General features: G+C 64.0%; 22 protein-coding genes. 14 read left to right on the top strand and 8 right to left on the bottom strand.

The features are described 5' to 3' along the window. Positions 1 to 6: 6 nt before the first annotated feature. Positions 7 to 810: an FCD domain-containing protein gene (locus tag C7I85_RS10995; RefSeq protein WP_106723997.1), complete on the bottom strand. Its 804-nt coding sequence runs from the start codon at positions 808 to 810 to the stop codon at positions 7 to 9. Positions 811 to 999: 189 nt separating this feature from the next. Between C7I85_RS10995 and C7I85_RS10990 the strand changes: the two genes are divergently transcribed. The 5 genes from C7I85_RS10990 (at position 1000) to glcF (ending at position 6221) form a co-directional block, all read left to right on the top strand. Continuing rightward, complete coding sequence (locus tag C7I85_RS10990) at positions 1000 to 2496, top strand: FAD-linked oxidase C-terminal domain-containing protein (RefSeq protein ID WP_106723996.1); 1497 nt, start codon at positions 1000 to 1002, stop codon at positions 2494 to 2496. A 126-nt stretch (positions 2497 to 2622) separates the two neighbouring features. Continuing rightward, positions 2623 to 3018, top strand: a complete 396-nt coding sequence (locus tag C7I85_RS10985; protein ID WP_245444886.1) for an endonuclease domain-containing protein — start codon at positions 2623 to 2625, stop codon at positions 3016 to 3018. Between the two features lie 192 nt (positions 3019 to 3210). Further along, a complete protein-coding gene (gene glcE, locus C7I85_RS10980; protein ID WP_106723994.1) occupies positions 3211 to 4485 on the top strand; it encodes a glycolate oxidase subunit GlcE in 1275 nt (424 codons plus the stop codon). Then, on the top strand, positions 4482 to 4862 hold the full coding sequence (locus C7I85_RS10975; RefSeq protein WP_106723993.1) for a DUF4870 family protein: 381 nt from the start codon (positions 4482 to 4484) through the stop codon (positions 4860 to 4862). The genes glcE and C7I85_RS10975 overlap by 4 nt, the downstream gene beginning before the upstream one ends. A 30-nt stretch (positions 4863 to 4892) precedes the next feature. Beyond that, complete coding sequence (gene glcF, locus C7I85_RS10970; RefSeq protein ID WP_106723992.1) at positions 4893 to 6221, top strand: glycolate oxidase subunit GlcF; 1329 nt, start codon at positions 4893 to 4895, stop codon at positions 6219 to 6221. A gap of 44 nt (positions 6222 to 6265) precedes the next feature. On the opposite strand, the gene C7I85_RS10965 is transcribed toward glcF, so the two are convergent. The 4 genes from C7I85_RS10965 to C7I85_RS10950 all read right to left on the bottom strand — a co-directional run bounded on the left by C7I85_RS10965 (position 6266) and on the right by C7I85_RS10950 (position 9046). After that, positions 6266 to 6622, bottom strand: a complete 357-nt coding sequence (locus tag C7I85_RS10965) for a DUF6176 family protein (RefSeq protein ID WP_106723991.1) — start codon at positions 6620 to 6622, stop codon at positions 6266 to 6268. A 15-nt stretch (positions 6623 to 6637) separates the two neighbouring features. After that, positions 6638 to 7021: a DUF4440 domain-containing protein gene (locus C7I85_RS10960; RefSeq protein WP_106723990.1), complete on the bottom strand. Its 384-nt coding sequence runs from the start codon at positions 7019 to 7021 to the stop codon at positions 6638 to 6640. Positions 7022 to 7056: 35 nt separating this feature from the next. Further along, on the bottom strand, positions 7057 to 7974 hold the full coding sequence (locus tag C7I85_RS10955) for a bifunctional 5,10-methylenetetrahydrofolate dehydrogenase/5,10-methenyltetrahydrofolate cyclohydrolase (protein ID WP_106723989.1): 918 nt from the start codon (positions 7972 to 7974) through the stop codon (positions 7057 to 7059). A gap of 259 nt (positions 7975 to 8233) precedes the next feature. Continuing rightward, positions 8234 to 9046 (bottom strand): L,D-transpeptidase, encoded by an 813-nt coding sequence (locus tag C7I85_RS10950; protein WP_106723988.1) that lies wholly within the window; start codon positions 9044 to 9046, stop codon positions 8234 to 8236. A 212-nt stretch (positions 9047 to 9258) separates the two neighbouring features. Between C7I85_RS10950 and C7I85_RS10945 the strand changes: the two genes are divergently transcribed. The 4 genes from C7I85_RS10945 (at position 9259) to hisG (ending at position 13420) form a co-directional block, all read left to right on the top strand. Beyond that, on the top strand, positions 9259 to 9897 hold the full coding sequence (locus tag C7I85_RS10945; protein ID WP_106723987.1) for a DNA-3-methyladenine glycosylase I: 639 nt from the start codon (positions 9259 to 9261) through the stop codon (positions 9895 to 9897). Positions 9898 to 10088: 191 nt separating this feature from the next. Next, a complete protein-coding gene (hisS, locus tag C7I85_RS10940) occupies positions 10089 to 11594 on the top strand; it encodes a histidine--tRNA ligase (RefSeq protein ID WP_106723986.1) in 1506 nt (501 codons plus the stop codon). A gap of 6 nt (positions 11595 to 11600) precedes the next feature. After that, the gene (locus C7I85_RS10935) at positions 11601 to 12722 is read left to right on the top strand and encodes an ATP phosphoribosyltransferase regulatory subunit (RefSeq protein ID WP_106723985.1); all 1122 of its coding nucleotides are present in this window, start codon (positions 11601 to 11603) and stop codon (positions 12720 to 12722) included. Beyond that, the gene (gene hisG, locus C7I85_RS10930) at positions 12719 to 13420 is read left to right on the top strand and encodes an ATP phosphoribosyltransferase (RefSeq protein ID WP_106723984.1); all 702 of its coding nucleotides are present in this window, start codon (positions 12719 to 12721) and stop codon (positions 13418 to 13420) included. The genes C7I85_RS10935 and hisG overlap by 4 nt, the downstream gene beginning before the upstream one ends. Positions 13421 to 14328: 908 nt before the next feature. Here the strand turns inward: hisG and C7I85_RS10920 are convergent. Then, the gene (locus tag C7I85_RS10920; protein ID WP_106723982.1) at positions 14329 to 14565 is read right to left on the bottom strand and encodes a hypothetical protein; all 237 of its coding nucleotides are present in this window, start codon (positions 14563 to 14565) and stop codon (positions 14329 to 14331) included. Positions 14566 to 14746: 181 nt separating this feature from the next. On the opposite strand from C7I85_RS10920, the gene C7I85_RS10915 reads away from it, so the two are divergent. From C7I85_RS10915 to guaA, 4 genes are all read left to right on the top strand, one after another. Next, positions 14747 to 16036, top strand: a complete 1290-nt coding sequence (locus tag C7I85_RS10915) for an RsmB/NOP family class I SAM-dependent RNA methyltransferase (RefSeq protein ID WP_106723981.1) — start codon at positions 14747 to 14749, stop codon at positions 16034 to 16036. 128 nt (positions 16037 to 16164) lie between these two features. After that, entirely contained in the window at positions 16165 to 16623 is a 459-nt protein-coding gene (locus C7I85_RS10910) for a PaaI family thioesterase (RefSeq protein ID WP_106723980.1), read from the top strand. Between the two features lie 3 nt (positions 16624 to 16626). After that, complete coding sequence (locus C7I85_RS10905; protein WP_106723979.1) at positions 16627 to 17259, top strand: 5'-methylthioadenosine/S-adenosylhomocysteine nucleosidase; 633 nt, start codon at positions 16627 to 16629, stop codon at positions 17257 to 17259. A gap of 101 nt (positions 17260 to 17360) precedes the next feature. Continuing rightward, positions 17361 to 18923 (top strand): glutamine-hydrolyzing GMP synthase, encoded by a 1563-nt coding sequence (gene guaA, locus C7I85_RS10900; RefSeq protein WP_106724110.1) that lies wholly within the window; start codon positions 17361 to 17363, stop codon positions 18921 to 18923. Positions 18924 to 18974: 51 nt separating this feature from the next. Here guaA and C7I85_RS32260 read toward each other — a convergent pair whose 3' ends face one another. Together C7I85_RS32260 and C7I85_RS32255 are read right to left on the bottom strand one after the other, a co-directional pair. Continuing rightward, positions 18975 to 19331, bottom strand: a complete 357-nt coding sequence (locus tag C7I85_RS32260) for a recombinase family protein (protein ID WP_181257138.1) — start codon at positions 19329 to 19331, stop codon at positions 18975 to 18977. Further along, positions 19303 to 19425 (bottom strand): recombinase family protein, encoded by a 123-nt coding sequence (locus C7I85_RS32255; RefSeq protein ID WP_210203033.1) that lies wholly within the window; start codon positions 19423 to 19425, stop codon positions 19303 to 19305. Before C7I85_RS32255 ends, C7I85_RS32260 begins: the two co-directional genes overlap by 29 nt. 330 nt (positions 19426 to 19755) lie before the next feature. Here C7I85_RS32255 and C7I85_RS10885 point away from each other — a divergent pair, with 330 nt between their 5' ends. Continuing rightward, entirely contained in the window at positions 19756 to 22527 is a 2772-nt protein-coding gene (locus C7I85_RS10885; RefSeq protein ID WP_106723977.1) for a xanthine dehydrogenase family protein molybdopterin-binding subunit, read from the top strand. The last annotated feature ends 9 nt before the right edge of the window (positions 22528 to 22536 follow it).

Raw genomic sequence — 22536 nt, 5'->3', positions numbered from 1 at the left:
TTCAGGTTACCTGTCCGTTCCGCTTCGCCGCGAGCCGTCTTCGGAACGTTGACGCAGCCTGAGTTTCGACACCCTTTGCCATTCGCCGGTGCGTTCGGCCTCCGCCATCGACCGCTCGACATAGGTGATGTGGTCCATTGCGGCGCGGCGCGCTTCCGCCGGCTTGCCGCCCACGACGGCCTTATAGATGGCCCGGTGCTGCACCAAAAGGTCTTCGCGCGCACCGGGCAGGGTGAAAACCAACAGGCGGTTTTGGAAAACGCCGTCGGACAGCAGCCGGTAGCACGAGCGCAGCGTGTGCAGCAGGATGATGTTGTGCGCGCATTCGCCGACGGCGTGGTGGAACTCGACGTCGATTTTCGCCTCTTCCTCGAAATCGTCGCCGCGTTGGTGCGCGGCTTCCATGCGCTCCATGACGCGGTCCAGAAAAGCGCGGTCGTCGGCGGTGGCGCGCCGCGCGGCATATTCGGCCGCGATGCCCTCGATCTCGCGGCGATATTCGAGATAGTCCGCGCAGGCCTTGGGGTGGGACCCGATCAGCTCCCGCATCGGCGGGGTGAAGACCTGGCCGATCATGTCGGCGACATAGGTGCCGCCGCCCTGGCGCGCGACGATCAGGCCGCGCTCTTCCAGCGCCTTCAGCGCCTCGCGCAGGATGGGGCGCGACACGTCGAACTGCCGCGAAAGCTCGCGTTCGCCGGGCAGGCGGTCGGACACGCGCAGCACGCCCTCGAGAATCAGGCTCTCGATCTGCTGCACCACCTCGTCGGCGGTGCGCGAATGTTCGATCCTGGAAAAAATCTCGCTCAACCGGATTGGCCCTCTGTCGTGGCCCAGAACTACGGCCTTCGCGAAAACTGGTCAATTAATTTATCCAATTTTGCGCCTTTGGATCGCTGTTTTGACAGTGATCCTCTTTCCGAAATCGCCAGAAGCGTTTACAGCTCCGGCAACAAATTGGTAAAAGCTTTTTACCACTAAGCCCTTGGAGGAGCTGCCATGTCGGGCCTGGCCATGCCGAAGCCAGATGCAGATACGATCCGCCGGCGCGCCGAGATCGTCGCCGACATGCGCATCATCGTGCCGGGCGAGGGCGTGGTCGACACCGTCAACGAAATGCGGGTCTTCGAAAGCGACGGGCTCACCGCCTACCGCCAGCTGCCGCTCGTCGTCGTGCTGCCGGAGACGGTCGCGCAGGTCTCGCGCATCCTGAAATATTGCAACGAGCGCAACGTCCGCGTGGTGCCACGCGGCTCCGGCACCTCGCTATCGGGCGGCGCGTTGCCGCTGGAGGACGCGGTGCTGCTGGTGATGAGCCGCTTCAACCGCATCCTCGAGATCGACTATCCCAACCGCACCGTGGTTGCGCAGCCGGGCGTCACCAATCTCGGCATCACCAATGCGGTGGAAGGAGAGGGGTTTTATTATGCGCCCGATCCGTCTTCCCAGATCGCCTGCTCCATCGGCGGCAATGTCGCGGAGAATTCGGGCGGCGTGCACTGCCTGAAATACGGGCTGACCGCCAACAATGTGCTTGGCATCGAAATGGTGTTGATGAACGGCGATGTAGTTCGCCTTGGCGGCAAGCACCTCGACAGCGAAGGCTACGACCTGCTGGGCGTCATGACCGGTTCGGAAGGGCTGCTCGGCGTGGTCACCGAGGTCACGGTGCGCATCCTCAAGAAGCCGGAGACGGCGCGCGCGCTGCTGATCGGTTTTCCCAGCAGCGAGCAGGCCGGCCAATGCGTTGCCGACATCATCGGTGCGGGCATCATTCCGGGCGGCATGGAAATGATGGACGGCCCGGCCATTCGCGCCGCGGAAGATTTCGTTCATGCCGGCTATCCGCTCGAATGCGAGGCGCTGCTGATCGTCGAGCTTGATGGGCCGGGCGTCGAGGTCGACCATCTGATCGGTCGCGTCGAGGCGATAGGCAACCGCAATGGCGCCACCACCTGCCGCATCTCGCAATCTGAGCAGGAACGGCTCACCTTCTGGGCAGGCCGCAAGGCAGCCTTCCCGGCGGTGGGCCGCATCTCGCCGGACTATTACTGCATGGACGGCACGATTCCGCGCAAGGAGCTGCCCAAGGTGCTGCACGGCATGCGCGAGCTATCGGAAAAATACGGGCTTGGCGTTGCCAACGTTTTCCATGCCGGCGACGGCAACCTGCATCCGCTCATCCTCTACGACGCCAACATTCCGGGCGAGTTGGATAAGGCGGAACAATTCGGCGCCGACATCTTGCGGCTTTGCGTGCGGGTCGGCGGAGTGCTGACGGGTGAGCACGGCGTAGGCGTGGAAAAGCGCGACCTGATGCCGGAAATGTTCAACCAGATCGACCTCGACCAGCAGATGCGGGTCAAATGCGCCTTCGACCCCAACCATCTGCTCAACCCGGGCAAGGTGTTTCCGCAGCTTCGCCGATGCGCCGAGCTCGGCCGCATGCACATCCACGGCGGCAAGCTGCCGTTTCCCGACATTCCGAGGTTTTGAGGGATGGTGGGCCTGCAGGATGAGGGTTCCTCGCCCCCGCGTAGCGGGGGAGAGGTGGCTCGGGCGAAGCCCGAGACGGAGAGGGGGAATGCCGCGTCATCGAGCCGGCGTTCACCCGACAAGATCATGCGTGCCCGCTCGCTTCGCCACGGCGATAATATGGCCGAGGCAACTCTTTGGAATGAGCTGAAGGCCAAAAGGCTCGGTGGATACAAGTTCGTCCGTCAGATGCCGCTTGGACCCTATTTTGCGGACTTCGCCTGTCGCGGGAGAAAATTGGTCGTTGAACTGGACGGCAGCCAGCATGCCGAGAGCCAGTACGACCGGCGGCGCGACGAATTCATGCGCGGGGAGGGATATTCGGTCCTTCGTTTCTGGAGCGTCGATGTCGTGAAGGACACTCGCGGCGTTTGTGAGACAATCCTGGCCGCGCTGGACGGCCGGCTGAGCGAAGACACGGTCGCCAGCGATTTGAGGTTTGTCTTTGCGATATCGAAAACCTCGAAAGTGGAAGGCAGTTGAGATGAAGTCCCCCTCTCCGCCTCGCTTCGCTCGGCACCTCTCCCCCATTTTCATGGGGGCGAGGAACCCAAGTTCTGCAATGCCGCGACTACGGCGAGTGCCGGTTCCTCGCCCCTGCGAAGCGGGGGAGAGGTGCCGTGCGCAGCGAGGCGGAGAGGGGGTATTTGTTATTCGGAGGGTCGAAGATCGCCCATGACCACATTCACCCCGACCGCATCCGAAGAAGTCCAGTCCGCCGTCCAATGGGCGCTTGCCGAGGACGCGCCGCTGGAAATCGTCGGGCATGGCTCCAAGCGCGCGATCGGCCATCCGGTGCAGGCGGCGCATACGCTCGATCTGTCCGGTCTCACTGGCGTCACGCTTTATGAGCCCGAGGAGCTGGTGCTTTCCGCCAAGGCCGGCACGCCGCTGGCCGAAATAGAGGCCATGCTTGCCGCGCGCGGCCAGCAATTTGCCTTCGAGCCGATGGATTATGGCCCTCTGCTCGGCCAGCCGGCGGGGCGGGGCACGATCGGCGGCGTGCTAGCGGCAAATCTCTCCGGTCCGCGTCGGCTGAAGGCCGGGGCAGCGCGCGACCACATTCTCGGCATCAGCGCCGTTTCCGGGCGCGGCGAGGCCTTCAAATCCGGCGGGCGTGTGGTGAAGAACGTCACCGGCTACGACCTGTCGAAAGGCATGGCGGGGTCATGGGGCACGCTTGCCGTGCTGACCGACGTGACCTTCAAGGTCCTGCCTGCTGCGGAAACCGAGACGACGCTTGCCATACGCGGCCTCTACGACGAGGACGCCGCGGCCGCCATGGCCCTTGCCATGGGCTGCAGCGCCGAGGTGTCGAGCGCTGCGCATCTGCCCGAAAACCTGTCGAGCACGGTTGCCGACGGCGCGCTGGCGGGCGAGTCGGCCACGCTTCTGCGCATCGAAGGGTTCGGTCCCTCCGTGGCCTATCGCATCGAACATCTGAAGCAGCTGCTCAGGAATGCCGGCCGCTTGGACGAGATCGCGGAAAATATGTCCCGCGCGATCTGGCGCGACATTCGAGATTGCATGCCCTTTGCCGATGGCACGGAGCGCCCAGTCTGGCGCATCTCCATGGCTCCGGCCGACACGCATCGCATGGTGCTGGCCCTGCGCATGGAAATGGCGGCCGATGCTTTCTACGATTGGCAAGGTGGCCTCGTCTGGCTGCGGCTGGAAACCGACCCCGAGGCCGACCTGGTGCGGCAGCTGGTGCGGAAATTCGGCGGCGGCCACGCCACGCTGGTGCGCGCCAACCAGGCTTGGCGCGCGGCCTTACCGGTTTTCCAGCCGCAGCCCGGCCCTCTGGCTGCCTTGTCCGCTCGCCTGAAAAACGAGTTCGACCCGAAAGGCATCCTCAATCCCGGCCGTATGGCGCCCGTTGAGCGGTCTGCTAGTGTCCTAACGTCAGGGCTGACACTTTCGGCAAGCGAATCGGAGGGCATTTCATGAGCGACTACAACACCGGACCAGCAGCACCGCGCCAGACAGACAGCTGGCTGGAACCGGGGCAGACCAATGTTCAGGTCGTCTACTTTCTCTACCTTGTGGGGCTGGTCGTCGGCATCACCGGGCTGATCGGCCTGGTTCTGGCCTATATCAACCGCAGCAAGGCCGAGCCCTGGGTGGAGACGCACTACACCTGGGCCATCCGCACCTTCTGGATTGCGCTGCTCTACAGCTTCGTCTCGCTCGTGCTTATGCTCGTGGCCATCGGCTTCATCCTCATCTTCGCGGTTCTCGTCTGGTTCATCGTGCGCTGCATCGTCGGCCTGCAGGCCGCGGGGCGCGGCGAGCCTATCAAGCATCCCAAAAGCTGGTTCATCTGACCGCTTCGTCACTCTGGAAATAGCGTCGCCATGCAGACCAATTTCACGCCCGCCCAGCTCGCCGATCCGCATGTCGCGGAGTCGGAGAAGATCCTGCGCAAATGCGTGCATTGCGGCTTCTGCACGGCGACCTGCCCGACTTATGTGACGCTGGGCAACGAGCTCGATAGCCCGCGCGGGCGCATCTATCTCATCAAGGACATGCTGGAGAACCGTCGCCCCGCCGACAAGGAGACGGTGACCCATATCGACCGCTGCCTGTCCTGCCTGGCCTGCATGACGACCTGCCCCTCGGGCGTGAACTACATGCATCTGGTCGACCATGCCCGGGCGCATATCGAGGAGACCTACAAGCGGCCGCTGACGGACCGCGCCATCCGCGCGCTGCTGGCATTCGTGCTGCCCTATCCATCGCGCTTTCGCGCGGCGCTCAAGCTGGCGAAGTTTGGCAGGCTGTTTTCCGGCCTGTTCGAGGCGGTGCCGGGCTTGCGACCCATGTCGGTCATGCTGAAGCTGGCGCCGGCCAAAATTCCGCCGGCCTCGCCGATTGCCGCCCCGGGCCGTCATGCCGCTGCGGGGGAAAGGCGCGGGCGCGTCGCCATTCTCACCGGCTGCGCCCAGCCGGTGCTAGACCCCGGCATCAACGAGGCGACGGTCTCACTTCTGAACCGGCTCGGCGTCGAGGTGGTGGTGCCGGAAGGCGAGGGGTGCTGCGGCGCGCTGGTGCACCACATGGGGCGGGAAGAGCAGGCGCTCGCCTTCGCGCGCAAGAATGTCGACGCCTGGCTAAAGCTCGCCGACCAGGGCGGGCTCGATGCCATCATCATCACTGCTTCGGGCTGCGGCACGACGATCAAGGATTATGGCTTCATGCTGCGCCTCGACCCCGCCTATGCCGAAAAGGCGGCGCGGGTTTCGGCGCTTGCCAAGGACATCACGGAGTATCTGTCCACGCTCGACCTCCCCGAGCCGGCCATCGCGCCGGGGCTGACGGTGGCCTATCACTCGGCCTGTTCGATGCAGCACGGCCAGAAGATCATCCGCCAGCCGAAGGAACTGCTGACACGGGCAGGCTTCGTGGTGCGCGAGCCGCGCGAGGGGCATCTTTGCTGCGGCTCGGCCGGCACCTACAACATCCTCCAGCCGGAGATTTCAGCAAAGCTGCGCGACCGCAAGGTGAAGAACATCGAGGCGACCGGCGCTGCCGTCATCGCCACCGGCAACATCGGCTGCATCACGCAGATCGCCTCGGCGGCGAAGATGCCGATCGTGCACACAGTCGAATTGCTGGACTGGGCCTATGGCGGCAAGAAGCCGGCGGGCGTTCCGGAGGTCAAAACGCTTCAGGCCGCGGAATAGGGGATACTCGGAAAGGAGCCGGGTGGACTACCAGAACGCAGCTGTCAGGGACGGGCCTCTAACAGCAATTCGCAAGCTTCGAAGCTGGGTGCTTTGGCGGGGTCAATGGGTAGCGTCTCGAAACTCGAGCGATCCCAGAAGTCTTTGAATCGCCTGTGCCTCTCGTCCACGGACAGGCGGGAATTTGCTGCTATCGCCTTTGAGGCGGCAAGGCTCTCCACGTCCATGACGCCTATGATGAACAGCGATGAATCTCTGCTCATGAACCACATTTCGTGGCGAACGCCCTCGTTGCGCAAGGCGAGCGATACCTCATCGATGTGAGCGAGCATGTAGGAGGCCCATTCGCGAACTACCTCTTCATCGCAGGTCACCCGAATTTTCGTAGCCCTGTAGTTCATGGGAACGAAGACATATCACAGCACCGGCTGGGTTGGTGTTCCTTGATGAAATATCATCTGCCAGCGCCCCTCAAGGTGCTTCCAAATGGAACTGCGCAATGAATGCAGTTCCTTACCGTCTTCGCCTTTTCTGACGCTTCGATAAGTTAGTAAGACGACATCTTTGGCAAGAGATGTCAGCTCGAAGTCGTCGGCCATGAGCATTTGCGAATTCTTGGGATCCTCGGCGGCAAGGCTACGGATCACATCCGCTTTGTGATGAACACCGCCGGATCTGCCGAACTCGACAAAATCCTCGGCCAACAGCTTGTCCACGGCTTCCGGCGAGCCCCGCACCGCTTGCCTGAATAGCTCCTCTTCCAGGCTTTGAATCAGGGCGAGATCGTGTTGCAACGTCATTGCCCGCCTCATTTTCCGTGGCTGGAGCTTGGTGCCTACTCCGCCGCGATCCGGTTCGATGTGCCGTAAGTTGCCTCGTAGAGCGCGCGCTGGCGGTTCAGCGCCACCATCGTGTTGCGTAGCAGGATCGAGACCGTCACCGGGCCGACGCCGCCGGGAACCGGCGTGATCCAGGAGGCGACTTCCTTCACGCTGTCGGTGTCGACGTCGCCCACGATGCGGGTCGAGCCGTCCGGCAGGGTCTCGGAATTGATGCCGATGTCGATTACCGCCGCACCGGGCTTGACCATGTCGGCCTTGATGAGGCGCGGCTTGCCGACCGCCACGAACAGCGCATCGGCGCGGCGCGCATGGGCGGCCACCGAGCGGGTCATGTGATGGCACACCGTCACCGTCGCGCCCTCGCTCATTAGCAGGAAGGCGATGGGCTTGCCGACGATTTCGGAATGACCGACCACGACGACCTCAAGCCCCTTGAGGTCCATGCCGGTTTCTTTGAGCAGCTCGACCGACGCGGCGGCCGTGCAGGGCGCAAGGTCGAGTTGGTTGTAGACGATGTTGCCGATCGAGGCCGGGTGCATGCCCTCGACATCCTTCAGCGGATGGATCGCGGCCTGGATCGCCTTGATCGGGATGTGCACGGGCACTGGCCGCTGGATGATGATGCCGGTGACGCGCGGGTCGGCATTCATGCCGTGGATGGCGGCTTCGAGCTCGCCGGCCGTGGTCTCGGCGGGAAGGCGGCGCTCCTCGAAGTCGATGCCGGCCTTGCCGGCCTTGGCGCGCTGGTTGCGCACATAGACGTCGACCGCATCGACATCGCCGACGGTGATCGACACCAGCTTTGGCGGAAAGCCCTCTTCTCTTGCCTTCTCGGCAGCGGCGCGCACTTCCGCTATGATGCGGGCTGCGACCGGCCCACCTTTGAGGTAGCGGGTGTCGTCGAGAGGCATTCCAGATCTCCTTCGCCAGGGGGCAATGATAGAGGCACGCCGGCTTCGGCCTGCCTCGGCGCTGGCTTCCTTATCACGCTTTGCCCGCATGATCCTTGCTTTTCCGACAAAACGGTATTGGTAAAAGCGACGCGGCAATATTACCGTAGTGAATATTATTTTCAATAAATGAAAAGGCGGCACGATCCGGGATCGTGCCGCCCTCTCTTGCGGCAGATGATATTGCCGCTTTCCGGTCCGTCCCCCGGAAAATACCGGGTCAGCTCACCACTACCGTGGCGCCGACCTTCACCCTCTCATAGAGGTCGATGACGTCCTCGTTGCGCATGCGGATGCAGCCCGACGAAACGGCGCCGCCAATGGTCCAGGGCTGGTTGGTGCCGTGGATGCGGTAGAGCGTCGAGCCGAGATACATGGCGCGCGCGCCAAGCGGATTCTCGATGCCGCCTTCCAGATGTGCAGGCAGCACGCGGCCGCGCGCCCGCTCGCGGGCGATCATTTCCGACGGCGGTCGCCAATCCGGCCATTCGCGCTTCTGGGTGATCTTGTGCGTGCCGGCCCACTCGAAGCCAGGCTTGCCGGTGCCGACGCCGTAGCGCCGTGCCTTGCCGTCCCGCTCCACGAGGTAGAGGAAGTTCTGCTTGGTATCGATGACGATGGTTCCCGGCTTTTGCGGGCCGTCATAGGCGATTTCCTGCGGCAGGTAGATCGGGTCGATCTGCCTCGCCTGGCGCTTGTTGCCCTGGGCCGTCTTGCTTTGAGACGTCGCGAAAATGCCGGTGCGCTGCTGGGGCACAGGCTGGGCCTGCTGCTGCGGATTGGGCTTCTCGTAGCGGTGGTCGAAGCGCGGCTCGAGCGCATAGGGCTGGACCTGCAGGCCGACCTGCATGGCCCTCGGAGCCTCGCGGCTCACGATCTTGCCCGGCTCGCGGCCAAGCTGCAGTACCCACGGCGCCGAAAGATCGGGGCTGACCACCACCGGCGGGCGTTCCACATAGCGGTCGTTTGCGATGGCCGGCGATGCGATGCCGGCTGCGAGGGCCAGGGCCCCCGGCAGGATAAGAGATTTCATCGGACGCACTCTCAACTTGATCGTCACTGGGCGAGGGACAATTTCTCGCTTGAGGCGCAGCCTGCGGCGGAAGAACAACCAAGTCGTGAATCGGAATGCGTAAAATGCGAAAGTCCGCGTAAACCTTTTAGTGTGGTTACCGGCCGGTTCAGGAATCTGGTAAAGGCCACGTAAAGGCCGGCTTGCGCAGCTTGACGACAGGAAAATGCGGAATGGACGAGATACAGACAGGGCTGATCATAGGCGAGGACGGCGTCACCCGCTGCTTTTGGCACGGCAATCTGCCTGACTATCAGCACTATCACGACCACGAATGGGGCAGGCCCGTCGGCGACGACCGCCGGCTGTTCGAGAAGATCTGCCTTGAAGGGTTCCAGTCCGGCCTGTCATGGCTCACCATCCTGCGCAAGCGGGAGGCGTTCCGCGAGGCCTTTGCAAATTTCGAGTTTGAGCGCGTCGCCGAATTTGGCGATGCGGATGTCGAGCGCCTGCTGGGCAATGCCGGCATCGTGCGCCATCGCGGCAAGATCGTCTCGACCATCAACAATGCCAAGCGGGCGCGCGAGCTGGTCACCGAGAAGGGATCGCTTGCCGCCTATTTCTGGTCGTTCGAGCCGGGGCAGGACGAGCGGCCGGAGGTGGTCGACCTCGCGCATCTGCGCGCCAATCCGACTACGGCTGTGTCGACTCGGATTTCGAAGGATTTGAAAAAGCGGGGGTGGACTTTCGTCGGCCCGACCACTGTTTACGCATTCATGCAGGCGATGGGTTTGGTCAACGACCATATCGAAGGCTGCGCCTGCCGTGTCACGGTGGAGAAGGAGCGGGCTGCCTTCAAGCGGCCTATCTGAGGGCAGGCAAGAGAAGCCGAATTCTGGCGTTGCAACGCATGTTCCCGCGCCGGCTTGCATACTGCGGCAGGGCCGAACCCTTGCCGCTCCGTTCCACATAAGTTAGGACACCGCGCGAGTCCTGATGCTGCGCGGCATGCATTGCCGAAGCTTGGCAAAACACGTTGCACGAACGACAAGAGCGACACGACATGGCTGATAAATCCGAGAAAATGAAGGCGCGGCTGCCGCGCGGCTTTGTCGATCGCACGTCCGACGATATTCGCGCCGTCGAAAAGATGATGGCGACGATCCGCGGCGTCTACGAACTCTACGGCTTCGAGCCGGTCGACCAGCCGATGGTCGAGTACACCGACGCGCTCGGAAAGTTCCTGCCGGACCAGGACCGGCCGAACGAAGGCGTGTTCTCCTTCCAGGACGACGACGACCAGTGGCTGTCGCTGCGCTATGACCTGACCGCGCCGATGGCGCGCTATGTCGCGGAGAATTTCGAGAAGCTGCCGAAGCCCTATCGCAGCTATCGCTCGGGCTGGGTGTTCCGCAACGAGAAGCCGGGACCGGGGCGCTTCCGGCAGTTCATGCAGTTCGATGCCGACACCGTCGGCACGCCGGGCGTCGCTGCCGACGCCGAAATGACCATGATGATGGCCGACGTGATGGAAGCGCTGGGCATCAAGCGCGGCGACTATGTCATCCGCGTCAACAACCGCAAGGTGCTCGACGGCCTGCTGGAGGCTATAGGCCTCGGCGGCGATGAGAATGCCGGGCGCCGGCTCACTGTGCTGCGCGCCATCGACAAGCTCGACAAGGTCGGCGTGCAGGGCGTGCGCGACCTGCTCGGCAAGGGCCGGCTGGACGACAGCGGTGACTTCACCAAGGGCGCCGGGCTTGAAGAGGCTGCCATCGACAAGGTCGTTGCCTTCACAGAGGCGGGTGCCTCGAATGCAGCCGAAACCACCGGCAATCTGAAGGCAATCGTCGCCGGCAATGAGCGCGGCACCGAAGGCGCGGAGGAACTGGCCCAGATCGCCGCGCTGGTTGCGGCAGCAGCCTACGACGACGGCCGGATCAAGATCGACCCCTCGGTCGTGCGCGGCCTCGAATATTACACCGGGCCGGTCTACGAGGTCGAACTGCTGGCCGAGATCCCCAATGAGGATGGCCAGATCGTGCGTTTTGGCTCGGTCGGAGGCGGCGGGCGCTATGACGGCCTCGTCTCGCGCTTCCGCGGCGAGCCGGTGCCGGCCACCGGCTTTTCCATCGGCGTCTCGCGCCTCATGACCGCGCTGAAGAATCTCGGCAAGCTCGACACCTCGGACGTGGTCGCGCCCGTTGTGGTGCTGGTCATGGACAAGGACACCGAAAGCCTCGGCCGCTATCAGAAGATGGTTTCGTCGTTGCGCCAGGAAGGCGTGCGCGCCGAGCTCTATCTCGGCGGTGCCGGCATGAAGGCTCAGCTCAAATATGCCGACCGTCGCGGCAGCCCGGTGGCGATCATCCAGGGCGGCGACGAGCGCGCGCAGGGCGTGGTGCAGATCAAGGACCTGATCGAGGGCGCGCGCATGTCGGCCGAAATCACGGATAATGCCGAATGGCGCGCCGCGCGTCCGGCGCAGGTTACCGTGGGCGAAGCCGATCTGGTTGCGGAAGTGAAAAAGATCCTCGCGGCGCAGGCCGAGGATCGCGCGAGGGGCTAGGCGAACGTGAACTCCCGCTATCCGGCGACCGCACCAAACATTCTGAAACTCTTCGCCGACAGGCAGGCGGATGCCGTCGAGGTGTCGATCCTTCAGCCTGCCGATCCGTTTTTGGACATGGCGGGCGAGGATCTGCGCCGCCGTATTTTCCTGACCGAGAGCGAGACCGGCGCGACGCTGTGCCTGCGGCCGGAATTCACCATTCCGGTCTGCCTCGATCACATCCGCAGCCAGTCGGGCACGCCGCGCCGCTATTCCTATCTCGGCGAGGTTTTCCGTCAGCGGCGCGACGGCAGCAGCGAGTTCTTCCAGGCCGGCATCGAGGACCTGGGCGACATGGACACCGCCCGCGCCGACGCGCGCTCGGTGGCCGACGCCTATGCGCTGCTCGAGCTGGCGCTGCCCGGCACCGAGCTTTCGGTGACGCTGGGCGACCAGTCGATCTTCGAGGCGGTTCTGGCCGCCCTTGGCTTGCCGCGCGGCTGGCGCATGCGCCTTGCGCGCGCCTTCGGCTCGGCGGAGATGCTCGCCGCCGCCCTTGCCGATCTCGCGACGCCGCCACGTAATGGCGCTTTGCCGGAGCCGGCTGCTTTACTGGTGGCCGACGCCGATTTTGACGGGCTCGCCGCCTATCTCTCGCGCGGCATGGAAGAGGCAGGGATTTCGCCTTCCGCCGGTCGGACCCCGGGCGACATCGCCCGCCGCCTGATCGAAAAGGCGGAACTGCGCAGCGTGCGCCTCTCAAACGAGGCCTTCGACGCGCTGAAGGTCTTTTTGGCGATCAATGTGCCGATCGGCGAGGCCGCTGACGCGCTGCGCGGCTTTGCTGCAGACGCATCGCTTTCGCTGGGCTCGGCGCTCGACAAGTTCTCCGCCCGCGCTGCCGCGCTGGCCGAGCATGGGCTGTCGGCCGACGCCGTGCGCTATGACGCTGCCTTCGGCCGTCCGCTCGACTATTACACCGGCCTGGTCTTCGAGATCGCCGCACGGGACGATGGGCGTGCGCTGGTCGGCGGCGGCCGCTACGACCGGCTGCTGACGTTGCTTGGCGCCAAGGAGGCAATCCCGGGCGTCGGCTTCTCGGTCTGGCTCGACCGCATCGAGGCCCTGCGGGAGCGCGCGCAATGACCATCACGCTTGCCATCCCCTCCAAGGGCCGCCTCAAGGAGCAGGCGCTCGACGTGCTGTCCAAGTCCGGCCTCGCCGTCAGCCTGCCCAGCGACGAGCGCAAATATCGCGCGCATATCGAAGGGCGCGACGACATCGAGGTGGCGTTCCTGTCGGCATCCGAGATTGCTGGTGAAATCGGGCAGGGTGCGGTCGACCTCGGGATTACCGGCGAGGACCTTTTGCGCGAAAATTTGGCCGACTGGGAAGCGCGCGCCGAGATCGTCGCCCGGCTGGGCTTCGGCCATGCCGATGTGGTGGTGGCGGTACCGCAGGTCTGGCTTGACGTCGAGACCATGACCGATCTCGACGATGTCGCCGCCGATTTCCGCCAGCGTCATGGCCGCCGTCTGCGCATCGCCACCAAATACTGGCGCCTGACGCAGCAGTTCTTCTCGCAGAAGCACGGCATCCAGGTCTATCGCATCGTCGAAAGCCTGGGGGCCACCGAGGGAGCGCCGGCGGCGGGCTCGGCCGACGTCATCGTCGACATCACCACCACCGGTTCGACGCTGCGCGCCAATCATCTGAAGATCCTGAACGATGGCGTCATCCTGCGTTCGCAGGCCTGCCTGGTTGCCTCGCGCAAGTCGCGCAGCGCCAATGACGAGGCCGCGCTACGCTCGATCGCCGAGGCCGTTTCGAGCGCCGTTTCCTGAAACCCGCTCACGCAGCGCGCTGCGGCGGCTGGGACAAAAACAAGCAGGCGCGGATCGCTCCGCGCCCGTTTGTCTTCAGAACCAGTCCGCTTCCTATGCGCTGAAGAATCTTGTCTGCGCCGGGGTTAGTGGCAGGTCCGGACCTTTTCCAACACTGGCTGGCCGTTCCGGTGACGCCTCACGGTCCTCGTGACGCATTTGCGATCCATGTGGTGCGGGTTGTGCGCCCGGTTCGCTGCAGGTGCATTCGGCATTGAAGTCGCGCCACCCATGTTCTGGGCGTGGGCGACGACGCCGAAGGACAAGGTCGCCGTCGCTGCAATGATGGAAGCGAGAAGCAGGTTCTTCATTTTCTTGACCTCGGTCGATTGAACAAGTCGTGCAACTCCGGGGCGCCAAGAGTGTTCCGGCATTATTCGATGTTGTGATCGGGTCGGAGAGAATTGAAAACTTGAATTACGAATGAAGATTAAGAGTGCCCCGCGAACAGAGCGGAAGCAGAGCACTCTTCGTGAAGGTCAGCGACAAACCCTGACGCTTCTGTAGTAAACGCGGCCGTGCTTATAGTACCTCACCTTTTTTACGTAGCAGTGCGGCCGGCCGTGATAGTGACCGTGATAGGTCCTTACAGTTGTCCCCGCCTGGGCGGGAATGCCGAAGGAAATCGCGGACGCGATGGCAAGGATGGAAGCAAGAACAATGTTTTTCATTTTCCGACCTCGGTGAGTGAATTTCAAACATAACAATTGGAAAGCCCCGACGTTCCGGAGCTGGCGGGCTTTATGGGCGGGGTTGCTCTCGAAAGTTCAACGCGGTGACTTCAGCGTTGCAGATGCGGGCCAATCGATGCTGTCCCCGCCCGCGACCCGACCGATCAGGCCGGTCGGGTCTTTTCCTAGGCCGTTATGTCAGCGGCAGACCCGCACCCTTTCTACCCACCACCTGCCATAGCGATGATGCCGGACGGTCTCGACGCGGCAATAGCGGCCATACCGATGGTAATAGTTCGGGCCGTAGTAGCGCGGACCGTAGTGGCGATACACATATTGCGCGTTGGAGATGTTTGCATTCGCGGCCTGGGCCGGAATGCCAAAGGACATGATGGAAGTGACTGCGACTAATGAAGCAAGAACAAGGCTTTTCATCTTGAAACCTCAATGAATGGCGCCCCTGTCCGAATAACTTTGGAATCTCGCTCGCCGTTCCCGCATTACGAAATGTTTAGGTTCGGCGCGGGCTTGGCTTGCCCGCGATCTTGAGGCTTGTGCAGGCAGCGCGCGGGCGCTAGTCAGGCGGTATCTCGGGTAAGCCGAAAAAGGGATCACCATGCGACTTGGCGGACGGCTGGCTGCGGCCATTGAAGTGCTTGAAGACATCGAGCGGCGGCACAGGCCGGCGGCCGATGCGCTGAAGGATTGGGGCCTTTCCCATCGATTCGCTGGCGCCGGCGACAGGGCCGCGATCGGCAATATCGTCTATGACGGTCTGCGCCGAAAGCGTTCCGCCGGCTGGCTGGTGGGCGACGACACGCCACGCGCCATCGGCTTTGGCGCCCTCCTGCTCGAATGGCGTGAGACCGCCGAGACGCTGAACGCCACGCTCGAGGGCGATAAATTCGCTCCGCCGCCGCTTGATGCCGACGAACTTGCCACCATTGCGTCGCGCAACCTGGCCGATGCCCCCGATGTGGTTCGCGCCGATTGTCCCGACTGGTGCGCCCCGCTTCTCGAACAGGTCTTCGGCCCGGACTGGGTAGAGGAGGGCGCGGCGCTGGCCGCCCGGCCGCCGCTCGACCTCCGTGTCAACACGCTGCGCGCCGACCGCGCCAAGGTTCTGGCCGAACTCGAAGGCACTGGGGCGGTTGCCTCGCCGCTCACCGCCAACGGCATCCGCATTCCTCCAATTGACGGCAGCGGCCGGCATCCCAATGTGCAGGCCGAGCCCGCCTTCCAGAAAGGCTGGTTCGAGGTTCAGGACGAGGGCTCGCAGATCGCGGCCGACCTGACCGGCGCAGCACCTGGCATGCAGGTGCTGGACTATTGCGCCGGCGCCGGTGGCAAGACGCTGGCGCTTTCGGCGGCAATGGAAAATCGCGGCCAGATATTTGCCCATGACTCGGAAAAGGGTCGCCTGGCGCCCATGTTCGAGCGCCTTCGCCGCTCCGAAAACCGCAACGTGCAGGTGCTGTCGAAGCCGGCGGAACTGGAGCGCCTCGAAGGGCAGATGGACATCGTGCTGATCGATGCGCCCTGCACCGGCAGCGGCACGTGGCGGCGGCGGCCGGACGCCAAATGGCGGCTGACGCAGCGCCAGCTCGACGTGCGCCGGGGCGAACAGGCGGCCATTCTCGATGCCGCCAAGGCGCATGTGAAGCCGGGTGGCCTGCTTGCCTATGTCACGTGCTCGGTCTTCGACGCCGAAAACCGCGACCAGATCGAAGCGTTCCTGGCGCGCGAGAAGCGGTTCGAGCCGGTCGATCACGCAGCACTCTGGCAGCAGAATTTCTCTGGCAAGGCCGACGCGGCGCGCATCGATCCCGCGCGCGGCATTTCGCTGACGCCGGCACGCAGCGGCACCGACGGCTTCTTCTTCGCGGCGCTGCGTAGGACTGCCTGATCGGAGTCAGCCCTGCTGTGGCTCAATTGAGCTGTCTAACGTTGTTGCAGTGCAACATTGACGATTGCCTCAACGTCAAGCCTTTGCGATAAGCGGGTTAGGTCGCAAGGACAAGCAGGGCAGGCACGATGGCCGCAATCATAGAACCCTCGCCAGACTTCGAAGAGCGGGTGAGGGCATCCTTCGCCCGCCAGAAGGCTATGACCACGATCGGCGCGGCCCTGACGCTCGTACGGCCGGGCATCGTCGAGATCGAGATGCCCTATTCGGAAGAGCTGACCCAGCAGCATGGTTTTCTCCATGCCGGCATCATTTCGGCCGCGCTCGATTCCGCCTGCGGCTATGCGGCCTTTTCGGTCATGCCCGACGGGGCATCGGTTCTTACCATCGAGTTCAAGGTGAACCTGCTTGCGCCGGGGCGCGGCGAGCGTTTCCTGTTTCGCGGCTCGGTGACCAAGCCCGGCCGCACCATCGTCGTAGCCGATGGTCAGGCCTATGCTTTCGCTGACGACGGCGAGGCCAAGCTGATCGCCACCATGACCGGCACCATGATGGCCGTTCTGGGCCGCGACGGGATCGAGGGCTGAGTCATGGCTGTGACCAGGCTGGGAGGTAAGTCGGTCCTGTTCGTCATGGCGGTCGATGCCGAATACGGCCCGCATCTCAAAAATCTCTTCGTGCCCCTGATGACCGGCGTCGGCCCAGTCGAGGCCGGCGTGGTGCTAGGCGCCGAATTGGCCCGGCTGAAGTACGAGAGCGCTCTGCCCGATCTCGTGGTTTCGCTCGGCTCGGCCGGCAGCCGCACTCTGGAGCAGACCGAAGTCTACCAAGCGGTATCGGTGTCTTATCGCGACATGGATGCCTCCGCGCTCGGCTTTCCGAAGGGCGCGACGCCCTTTCTCGACCTGCCGATCGCAGTGCCGATGCCGCTCAGGATACCCGGCGTCCCCGAAGCCCGGCTTTCCACAGGCGCGGCGATCGTTTCTGGTGCGGCCTATGATGCGATCGACGCCGATATGGTCGACATGGAAACTTTTGCCGCGCTGCGCGCCTGCCAGCATTTCGGTTTGCCGCTCATCGGCCTGCGCGGCATTTCCGACGGCGCGGCCGAACTGCGCCATGTCGGCGACTGGACTGAATATCTGCATGTGATCGACGAGAAGCTGGCGGCTGCGGTGACGAGGCTTGCCGAAGCGCTGGCGGATGGGACGCTGCGCCTGTAAACTCACCCACAGGGCGCGAGCCAGTGGGCCTCGTCGAACAGCCTGTCGAAGAAATGCCGCAACCCATTGCGCCGACTCTTTCTTTTCTCTAAATGCTCGCCATGACAACCGACAATCATCCCGACACCGTTCTTATCGTCGACTTCGGCAGCCAGGTGACGCAGCTCATCGCGCGTCGCGTTCGCGAGGCCGGCGTCTATTCCGAGATCGTTCCATTCCAGTCCGCGGCTGAAGCCTTCAAGCGCATCCAGCCCAAGGCGGTCATCCTCTCGGGCAGTCCGCACTCCACCATCGACATCGGCAGCCCGCGCGCGCCGGAAGAGGTTTTTTCCGCTGGCATCCCCGTGCTCGGCATCTGCTATGGCGAGCAGACCATGTGCGCCCAGCTGGGCGGCAAGGTCGAGGCCGGGCATCACCGCGAATTCGGCCGCGCCTTCCTCGAGATCGAGAACGACAGCGCGCTCTTCGACGGCGTCTGGGCCAAGGGCACGCGCCATCAGGTCTGGATGAGCCACGGTGACCGCGTCACCGAAATCCCGGCTGGCTTCCGCGTCATCGGCACTTCGGCGGGTGCGCCTTTCGCGGCCATCGCCGACGAAGCGCGAAAATTCTACGCCGTGCAGTTCCACCCCGAGGTGGTGCACACGCCGGACGGCGCGAAGCTGCTGCGCAACTTCGTCCACAAGATCGCCGGCATCGAGAGCGACTGGACCATGCGCGCCTATCGCGAGCATGCTGTCGAGGCCATCCGCCAGCAGGTCGGCAAGGGCAAGGTCATCTGCGCGCTGTCGGGTGGCGTGGATTCGTCGGTTGCGGCGCTGCTCACCCACGAGGCGATCGGCGACCAGCTCACCTGCATCCTCGTCGACCACGGCTTGATGCGCAAGAACGAGGCGGCCGACGTGGTTGCCATGTTCCGCGAGCACTACAACCTGCCGCTGATCCTGGTCGATGCCTCCGACCGCTTCATCTCGGCGCTCGAAGGCGAGTCCGATCCCGAAAAGAAGCGCAAGACGATTGGCCGTCTCTTCATCGAGGTGTTCGAGGAAGAGGCCAAGAAGCTCGGCGGCGCGGATTTCCTCGTCCAGGGCACGCTCTATCCCGACGTCATCGAAAGCGTCTCCTTCACCGGCGGCCCGTCGGTGACGATCAAGTCGCACCACAATGTCGGCGGCCTGCCCGACCGCATGAAAATGAAGCTCGTCGAGCCGCTGCGCGAACTGTTCAAGGACGAAGTTCGCGCCCTCGGCAAGGAACTCGGCCTGCCCGACAGCTTCATCGGCCGCCATCCGTTCCCGGGACCGGGCCTTGCCATCCGCTGCCCCGGCGGCGTGACCCGTGAAAAGCTGGAGATCCTCCGCAACGCCGACGCGATCTACCTCGACGAGATCCGCAAGGCGGGCCTCTACGACGCGATCTGGCAGGCCTTTGCCGTGCTCTTGCCGGTGCAGACCGTGGGCGTCATGGGCGACGGCCGCACCTACGAATTCGTCTGCGCGCTGCGCGCCGTCACCTCCATCGACGGCATGACGGCCGACTTCTATCACTACGACATGGAATTCCTCGGCCGCGCCGCCACCCGCATCATCAACGAGGTCCGCGGCATCAACCGCGTCGTCTACGACGTCACCTCCAAGCCGCCCGGCACAATCGAGTGGGAATGATCCACGAGATGGATGTACCGTCAGAGGCAGAGCGCTTCTGGCGGTATTTTTTTAAAGGCTGACGGCGTCGTAAACAAAACGGAAAGCCGACCTGAAAGGCGGATTTGTGTGGCTGAGAGCTGGCCCCAATTCGGCGACCACGAGATCATTCCGTATCTGTTTCGGCTCGGCACAGAGCCCCGGCCGGTCGGCCAGGCGCTGGCCGGATCGTTTTGCAACCTGCATTCCAGCCCGAGTTCGCTCGCTCATCAAGGGGTGTTCGAAATTCGGCAGGCTCCCAAGATGTGGAAGATTAGTCTGCCAGCCGGACGCTCCCGTGTCGATGTTCTCAGTGAGTGACCAAAAGTCGATCTGACTTTTCTTTGGCGTGTTAATTGTCTTAATCAAATGACCGAGCGACCGTCCCAAGCGGTCCAGACCGTTCGCAGCCGGCTTCGCGAACTGCTGTCCTCTGGAGTTTTAGGCTCTGCTCTTCAGTCGATACACGCGCATAGCCTATCAAGATGGCGGCTTTCCCCAGGATGCACGACTACATCCTCGCTAGTTAATTTTCCGCAACCAAAGGGTGTGTATATCATCATGATTGACACGCACTGATTGTTTGCGTAACTATTACCAACCCGGCTAACCGGAATCCTAGCCGTTTAAAATCAATGAATTAGGGCAACGAGGGGAAGAGAACGAAAGCGTTTCGCGCCGACGCCAAATGAGGGGGCCGCATTCATCAACGACAGCGAGGGTTTCGTTCGAATAGACGGGCCTTCCGAAGCTTGTCCTGGGGGTGCCAAGGAACTCGGTTCATACATTGTACTTTTGTAAGGAGTGCGATGGCATGCGTCTCTCGCGGCGTGAGTTTGTGACCTGGGTCGCGGCCAGCGGGATCACGCTGGCCACGAGCCGCCTGCGCGCGGCGCAGGCGGCTCGGTTCGATGAGACGCAAATCCTTCCTGGTGCCGCAGCTCCCCGTCCTGTGCATGGCGCCACAGGGCGGATCGACGCCGTCGCCAAGGTCACCGGCGCCAAGCTCTATGCATCCGACTTCCGCGCAGCGGACATGGATGGATGGCCGCCAACCACTGCCCATGCCCTTCTCTTACGCGGCACAGACGCCGCCCACGTCTTCGCCGGCCTGGATCTTTCAGCCCTCGACGCCAGCGCGCAGCCAACCAAGATAGTGACGGCGGAAGACCTCGCGCGGGCCGGAACCCGCGTGCCCCCCTTCTACGCGGGCGACCTCCTCTGCCCAGTGGGGAACACGCCGCTCTATCTGGGCCAGCCTGTTGCGCTCCTCCTTTTCGAGACCTTTGACGCCTACGACCGCGCCCGTGTCCGCCTGCGCCAAACGAGCCCAGTCAAGCTCGGCGTCGAGACCGGGCCTTTGGCGCAGCCCAATTACGCCGCTCTGCGCTTCACCCGCGTCGCGGGCGATGCGCCCGGTGCACCTGACGTCTATTCCCCGCTCATGGAAGGCTGGATCAGTCCCGGCTTCTTCGAGGCGGGCGGGCGACCCATCTGGCAACCTCTGCCCACCTCGGAAGGCGGCCAATACAAGAAGGGCGCCACCTATGGTGATGAGATTCGCGCCTTCATCGCCGCCAACGACCCGGGCACGCTGGTGCTCGACCGCAGCTTCCGCACCCAGTCCGTGGACCCCATGTTCCTGGAACCGGAGTGCGGCCTCGGCTGGTACGATCCCAAGGCGAAGGCGCTCCAGCTCGTGCTCGGCGTGCAGTCGCCGCTCGAGGCCAGCGAGGCACTCGGCCACCTGCTCGGGGAGGCGACGCCGACGTTGCGGCCGGAGCGCATCGAGACCCACTTCGCCCATCTGGGCGGCGGGTTCGGCGGGCGCGACCACACGCCATTCCCGCTCTATGTCGCGCTGGCGGCCATGTTCCTGCCGGGCCGGCCCATCCGGCTTGCGCATGACCGTTTCCAGCAGTTCCAGGGCGGCATCAAGCGCCATGCCTTCGAGATGCGCTCGCAGGTGGCGATAGACCGTGCCTCGGGGCGGATGCGCGCCTTCGCCGCCGACCACATCCTCGACGGCGGCGGGCTCGCCAACTACTCGGCCAGCGTGGCGGCGGTCTCCGCCACCTCCGCCATCGGCATTTACGACATTCCAAAAGTGGACGTGACGACCCTCGCCGAACACTCGCGCGGCGTGACGGCGGGCTCGATGCGCGGCTACGGCGTCCTCCAAACCACGGCCGCGTTGGAGACGCTGGTGGACGAGGCGGCCGAGGCCATCGGCCTCGATCCGATCACGCTGCGGCGGCGCAACCTCCTGAAGGCCGGCGGCCTCACAATGACCGGAAACCCCTGGACCGTGTCGGTGCGCACGCCGGAGATCCTCGACAAGCTCGAAGGCCACGCCCTCTGGCGCGAGCGCGCGCTGGCGCAAAAGACAGCCTCCGCCGACACGCTGGTCGGCACCGGCGTGGCGGTCTGCGCCAAGGACTACGGCACCGGCGCCGACTGCGCCCTTGGCCGGGTGGAGGTGGACCCCAAGGGGCGCATCCGGATCTTCTGTGACGCAGTCGAGATGGGTAACGGCATCGGCACCGCGGTGGCAAATCGCGTGGCGCAGTTCCTCGGGCGGATGGCCGACGAGGTATCCGTTGCCCGCATCGACGCTTTCGATGCTCTGGGTCTCGTCACATCGGGCGATCCTTATGTCATCACGCAGGAGGAGCAGGACACGGCGTCCCGCAACCCGCGCTGGGTGCCGGCTGTCAGCTCGGCCACCAGCGCCTCCATCGGCGCCCATGTCGGAACCCAAGCGGCGGCCGAGGCGGCGCGCATCATCCTGCGCTTCGGCATGTGGCCGGCGGCACTCGCGCTCTGGGGCATCGGCCAGGAGGATCCGCGCCACTTCCTCTGGGACGAGGCCTTCTGGCAGGACGGGATGCTCATCCTGTCCGGTTTGCCGCCGCTCGCCCAGGAGGAGGTGGCCGCCAAGGCCCATGCCATGGGCGCTCTCACGGGGGCCATGGCCCACGCGTTTTCGCGCTGGGCCTGGGCGCAGGCAGCGTTCCCTCTGGATGGCCTCGACTGGGCCGCCGACATCGATGCGCTCGCGGTGCGCCGCGGTGAAGGGCCCTTCAAGGTGCTCGACCGCAGCTTCATCGCGTTCCCGCCGGCCAGCTACAACCGCATCGGCACTTCATTCACGTCGAGCTGCGGCACGCTGGTGCGGGTCGAGATCGACAAGGCAAGCGGCGCAGTGCGCGTTATGCAGGCCTACAGCGTGCTGGAGTGCGGGCAGGCGCTGTCCCCTCAGGTGGTACTCGGCCAGGCCCAGGGCGGCTTCGCCATGGGCGTCGGCTACGCGCTTCTCGAGAACTTGCCGCCATTCGAAGATGGCCCGGGCAACGGGCGCTGGAACCTCGGCGACTACGTGGTCGCGCGCGCCTCCGATCTGCCAATCCACGCCTTGGAGGTCGAGGTGTTGCCGCCCGTGGCACCCAATGAGCCGCCCAAGGGCATGGCCGAAGTGGTCATGATCCCAGTTGTGCCGGCCATTCTCAACGCCATCCACGACGCCACCGGCCATCGCTTCCAGGCCTTGCCGGTCACGCCGGACGACGTCCGGCGTGTTTTGTGAAGGGAGACC

Origin of the sequence: Pseudaminobacter soli (ex Li et al. 2025) (assembly GCF_003012705.1) — a bacterium.
Taxonomy (GTDB): domain Bacteria; phylum Pseudomonadota; class Alphaproteobacteria; order Rhizobiales; family Rhizobiaceae; genus Pseudaminobacter; species Pseudaminobacter soli.
The sequence above is the reverse complement of the archived record's forward strand: the minus strand, read 5'-3'. Positions and strand labels throughout refer to the sequence as shown.

Coding starts and splice junctions, on each gene's coding strand:
- C7I85_RS10990 (WP_106723996.1), top strand. CDS start 1,000: ATGTCGGGCCTGGCCATGCCGAAGCCAGATGCAGATACGATCCGCCGG.
- C7I85_RS10985 (WP_245444886.1), top strand. CDS start 2,623: ATGCGTGCCCGCTCGCTTCGCCACGGCGATAATATGGCCGAGGCAACT.
- glcE (WP_106723994.1), top strand. CDS start 3,211: ATGACCACATTCACCCCGACCGCATCCGAAGAAGTCCAGTCCGCCGTC.
- C7I85_RS10975 (WP_106723993.1), top strand. CDS start 4,482: ATGAGCGACTACAACACCGGACCAGCAGCACCGCGCCAGACAGACAGC.
- glcF (WP_106723992.1), top strand. CDS start 4,893: ATGCAGACCAATTTCACGCCCGCCCAGCTCGCCGATCCGCATGTCGCG.
- C7I85_RS10965 (WP_106723991.1), bottom strand. CDS start 6,622: ATGAACTACAGGGCTACGAAAATTCGGGTGACCTGCGATGAAGAGGTA.
- C7I85_RS10960 (WP_106723990.1), bottom strand. CDS start 7,021: ATGACGTTGCAACACGATCTCGCCCTGATTCAAAGCCTGGAAGAGGAG.
- C7I85_RS10955 (WP_106723989.1), bottom strand. CDS start 7,974: ATGCCTCTCGACGACACCCGCTACCTCAAAGGTGGGCCGGTCGCAGCC.
- C7I85_RS10950 (WP_106723988.1), bottom strand. CDS start 9,046: ATGAAATCTCTTATCCTGCCGGGGGCCCTGGCCCTCGCAGCCGGCATC.
- C7I85_RS10945 (WP_106723987.1), top strand. CDS start 9,259: ATGGACGAGATACAGACAGGGCTGATCATAGGCGAGGACGGCGTCACC.
- hisS (WP_106723986.1), top strand. CDS start 10,089: ATGGCTGATAAATCCGAGAAAATGAAGGCGCGGCTGCCGCGCGGCTTT.
- hisG (WP_106723984.1), top strand. CDS start 12,719: ATGACCATCACGCTTGCCATCCCCTCCAAGGGCCGCCTCAAGGAGCAG.
- C7I85_RS10920 (WP_106723982.1), bottom strand. CDS start 14,565: ATGAAAAGCCTTGTTCTTGCTTCATTAGTCGCAGTCACTTCCATCATG.
- C7I85_RS10915 (WP_106723981.1), top strand. CDS start 14,747: ATGCGACTTGGCGGACGGCTGGCTGCGGCCATTGAAGTGCTTGAAGAC.
- C7I85_RS10910 (WP_106723980.1), top strand. CDS start 16,165: ATGGCCGCAATCATAGAACCCTCGCCAGACTTCGAAGAGCGGGTGAGG.
- C7I85_RS10905 (WP_106723979.1), top strand. CDS start 16,627: ATGGCTGTGACCAGGCTGGGAGGTAAGTCGGTCCTGTTCGTCATGGCG.
- guaA (WP_106724110.1), top strand. CDS start 17,361: ATGACAACCGACAATCATCCCGACACCGTTCTTATCGTCGACTTCGGC.
- C7I85_RS10885 (WP_106723977.1), top strand. CDS start 19,756: ATGCGTCTCTCGCGGCGTGAGTTTGTGACCTGGGTCGCGGCCAGCGGG.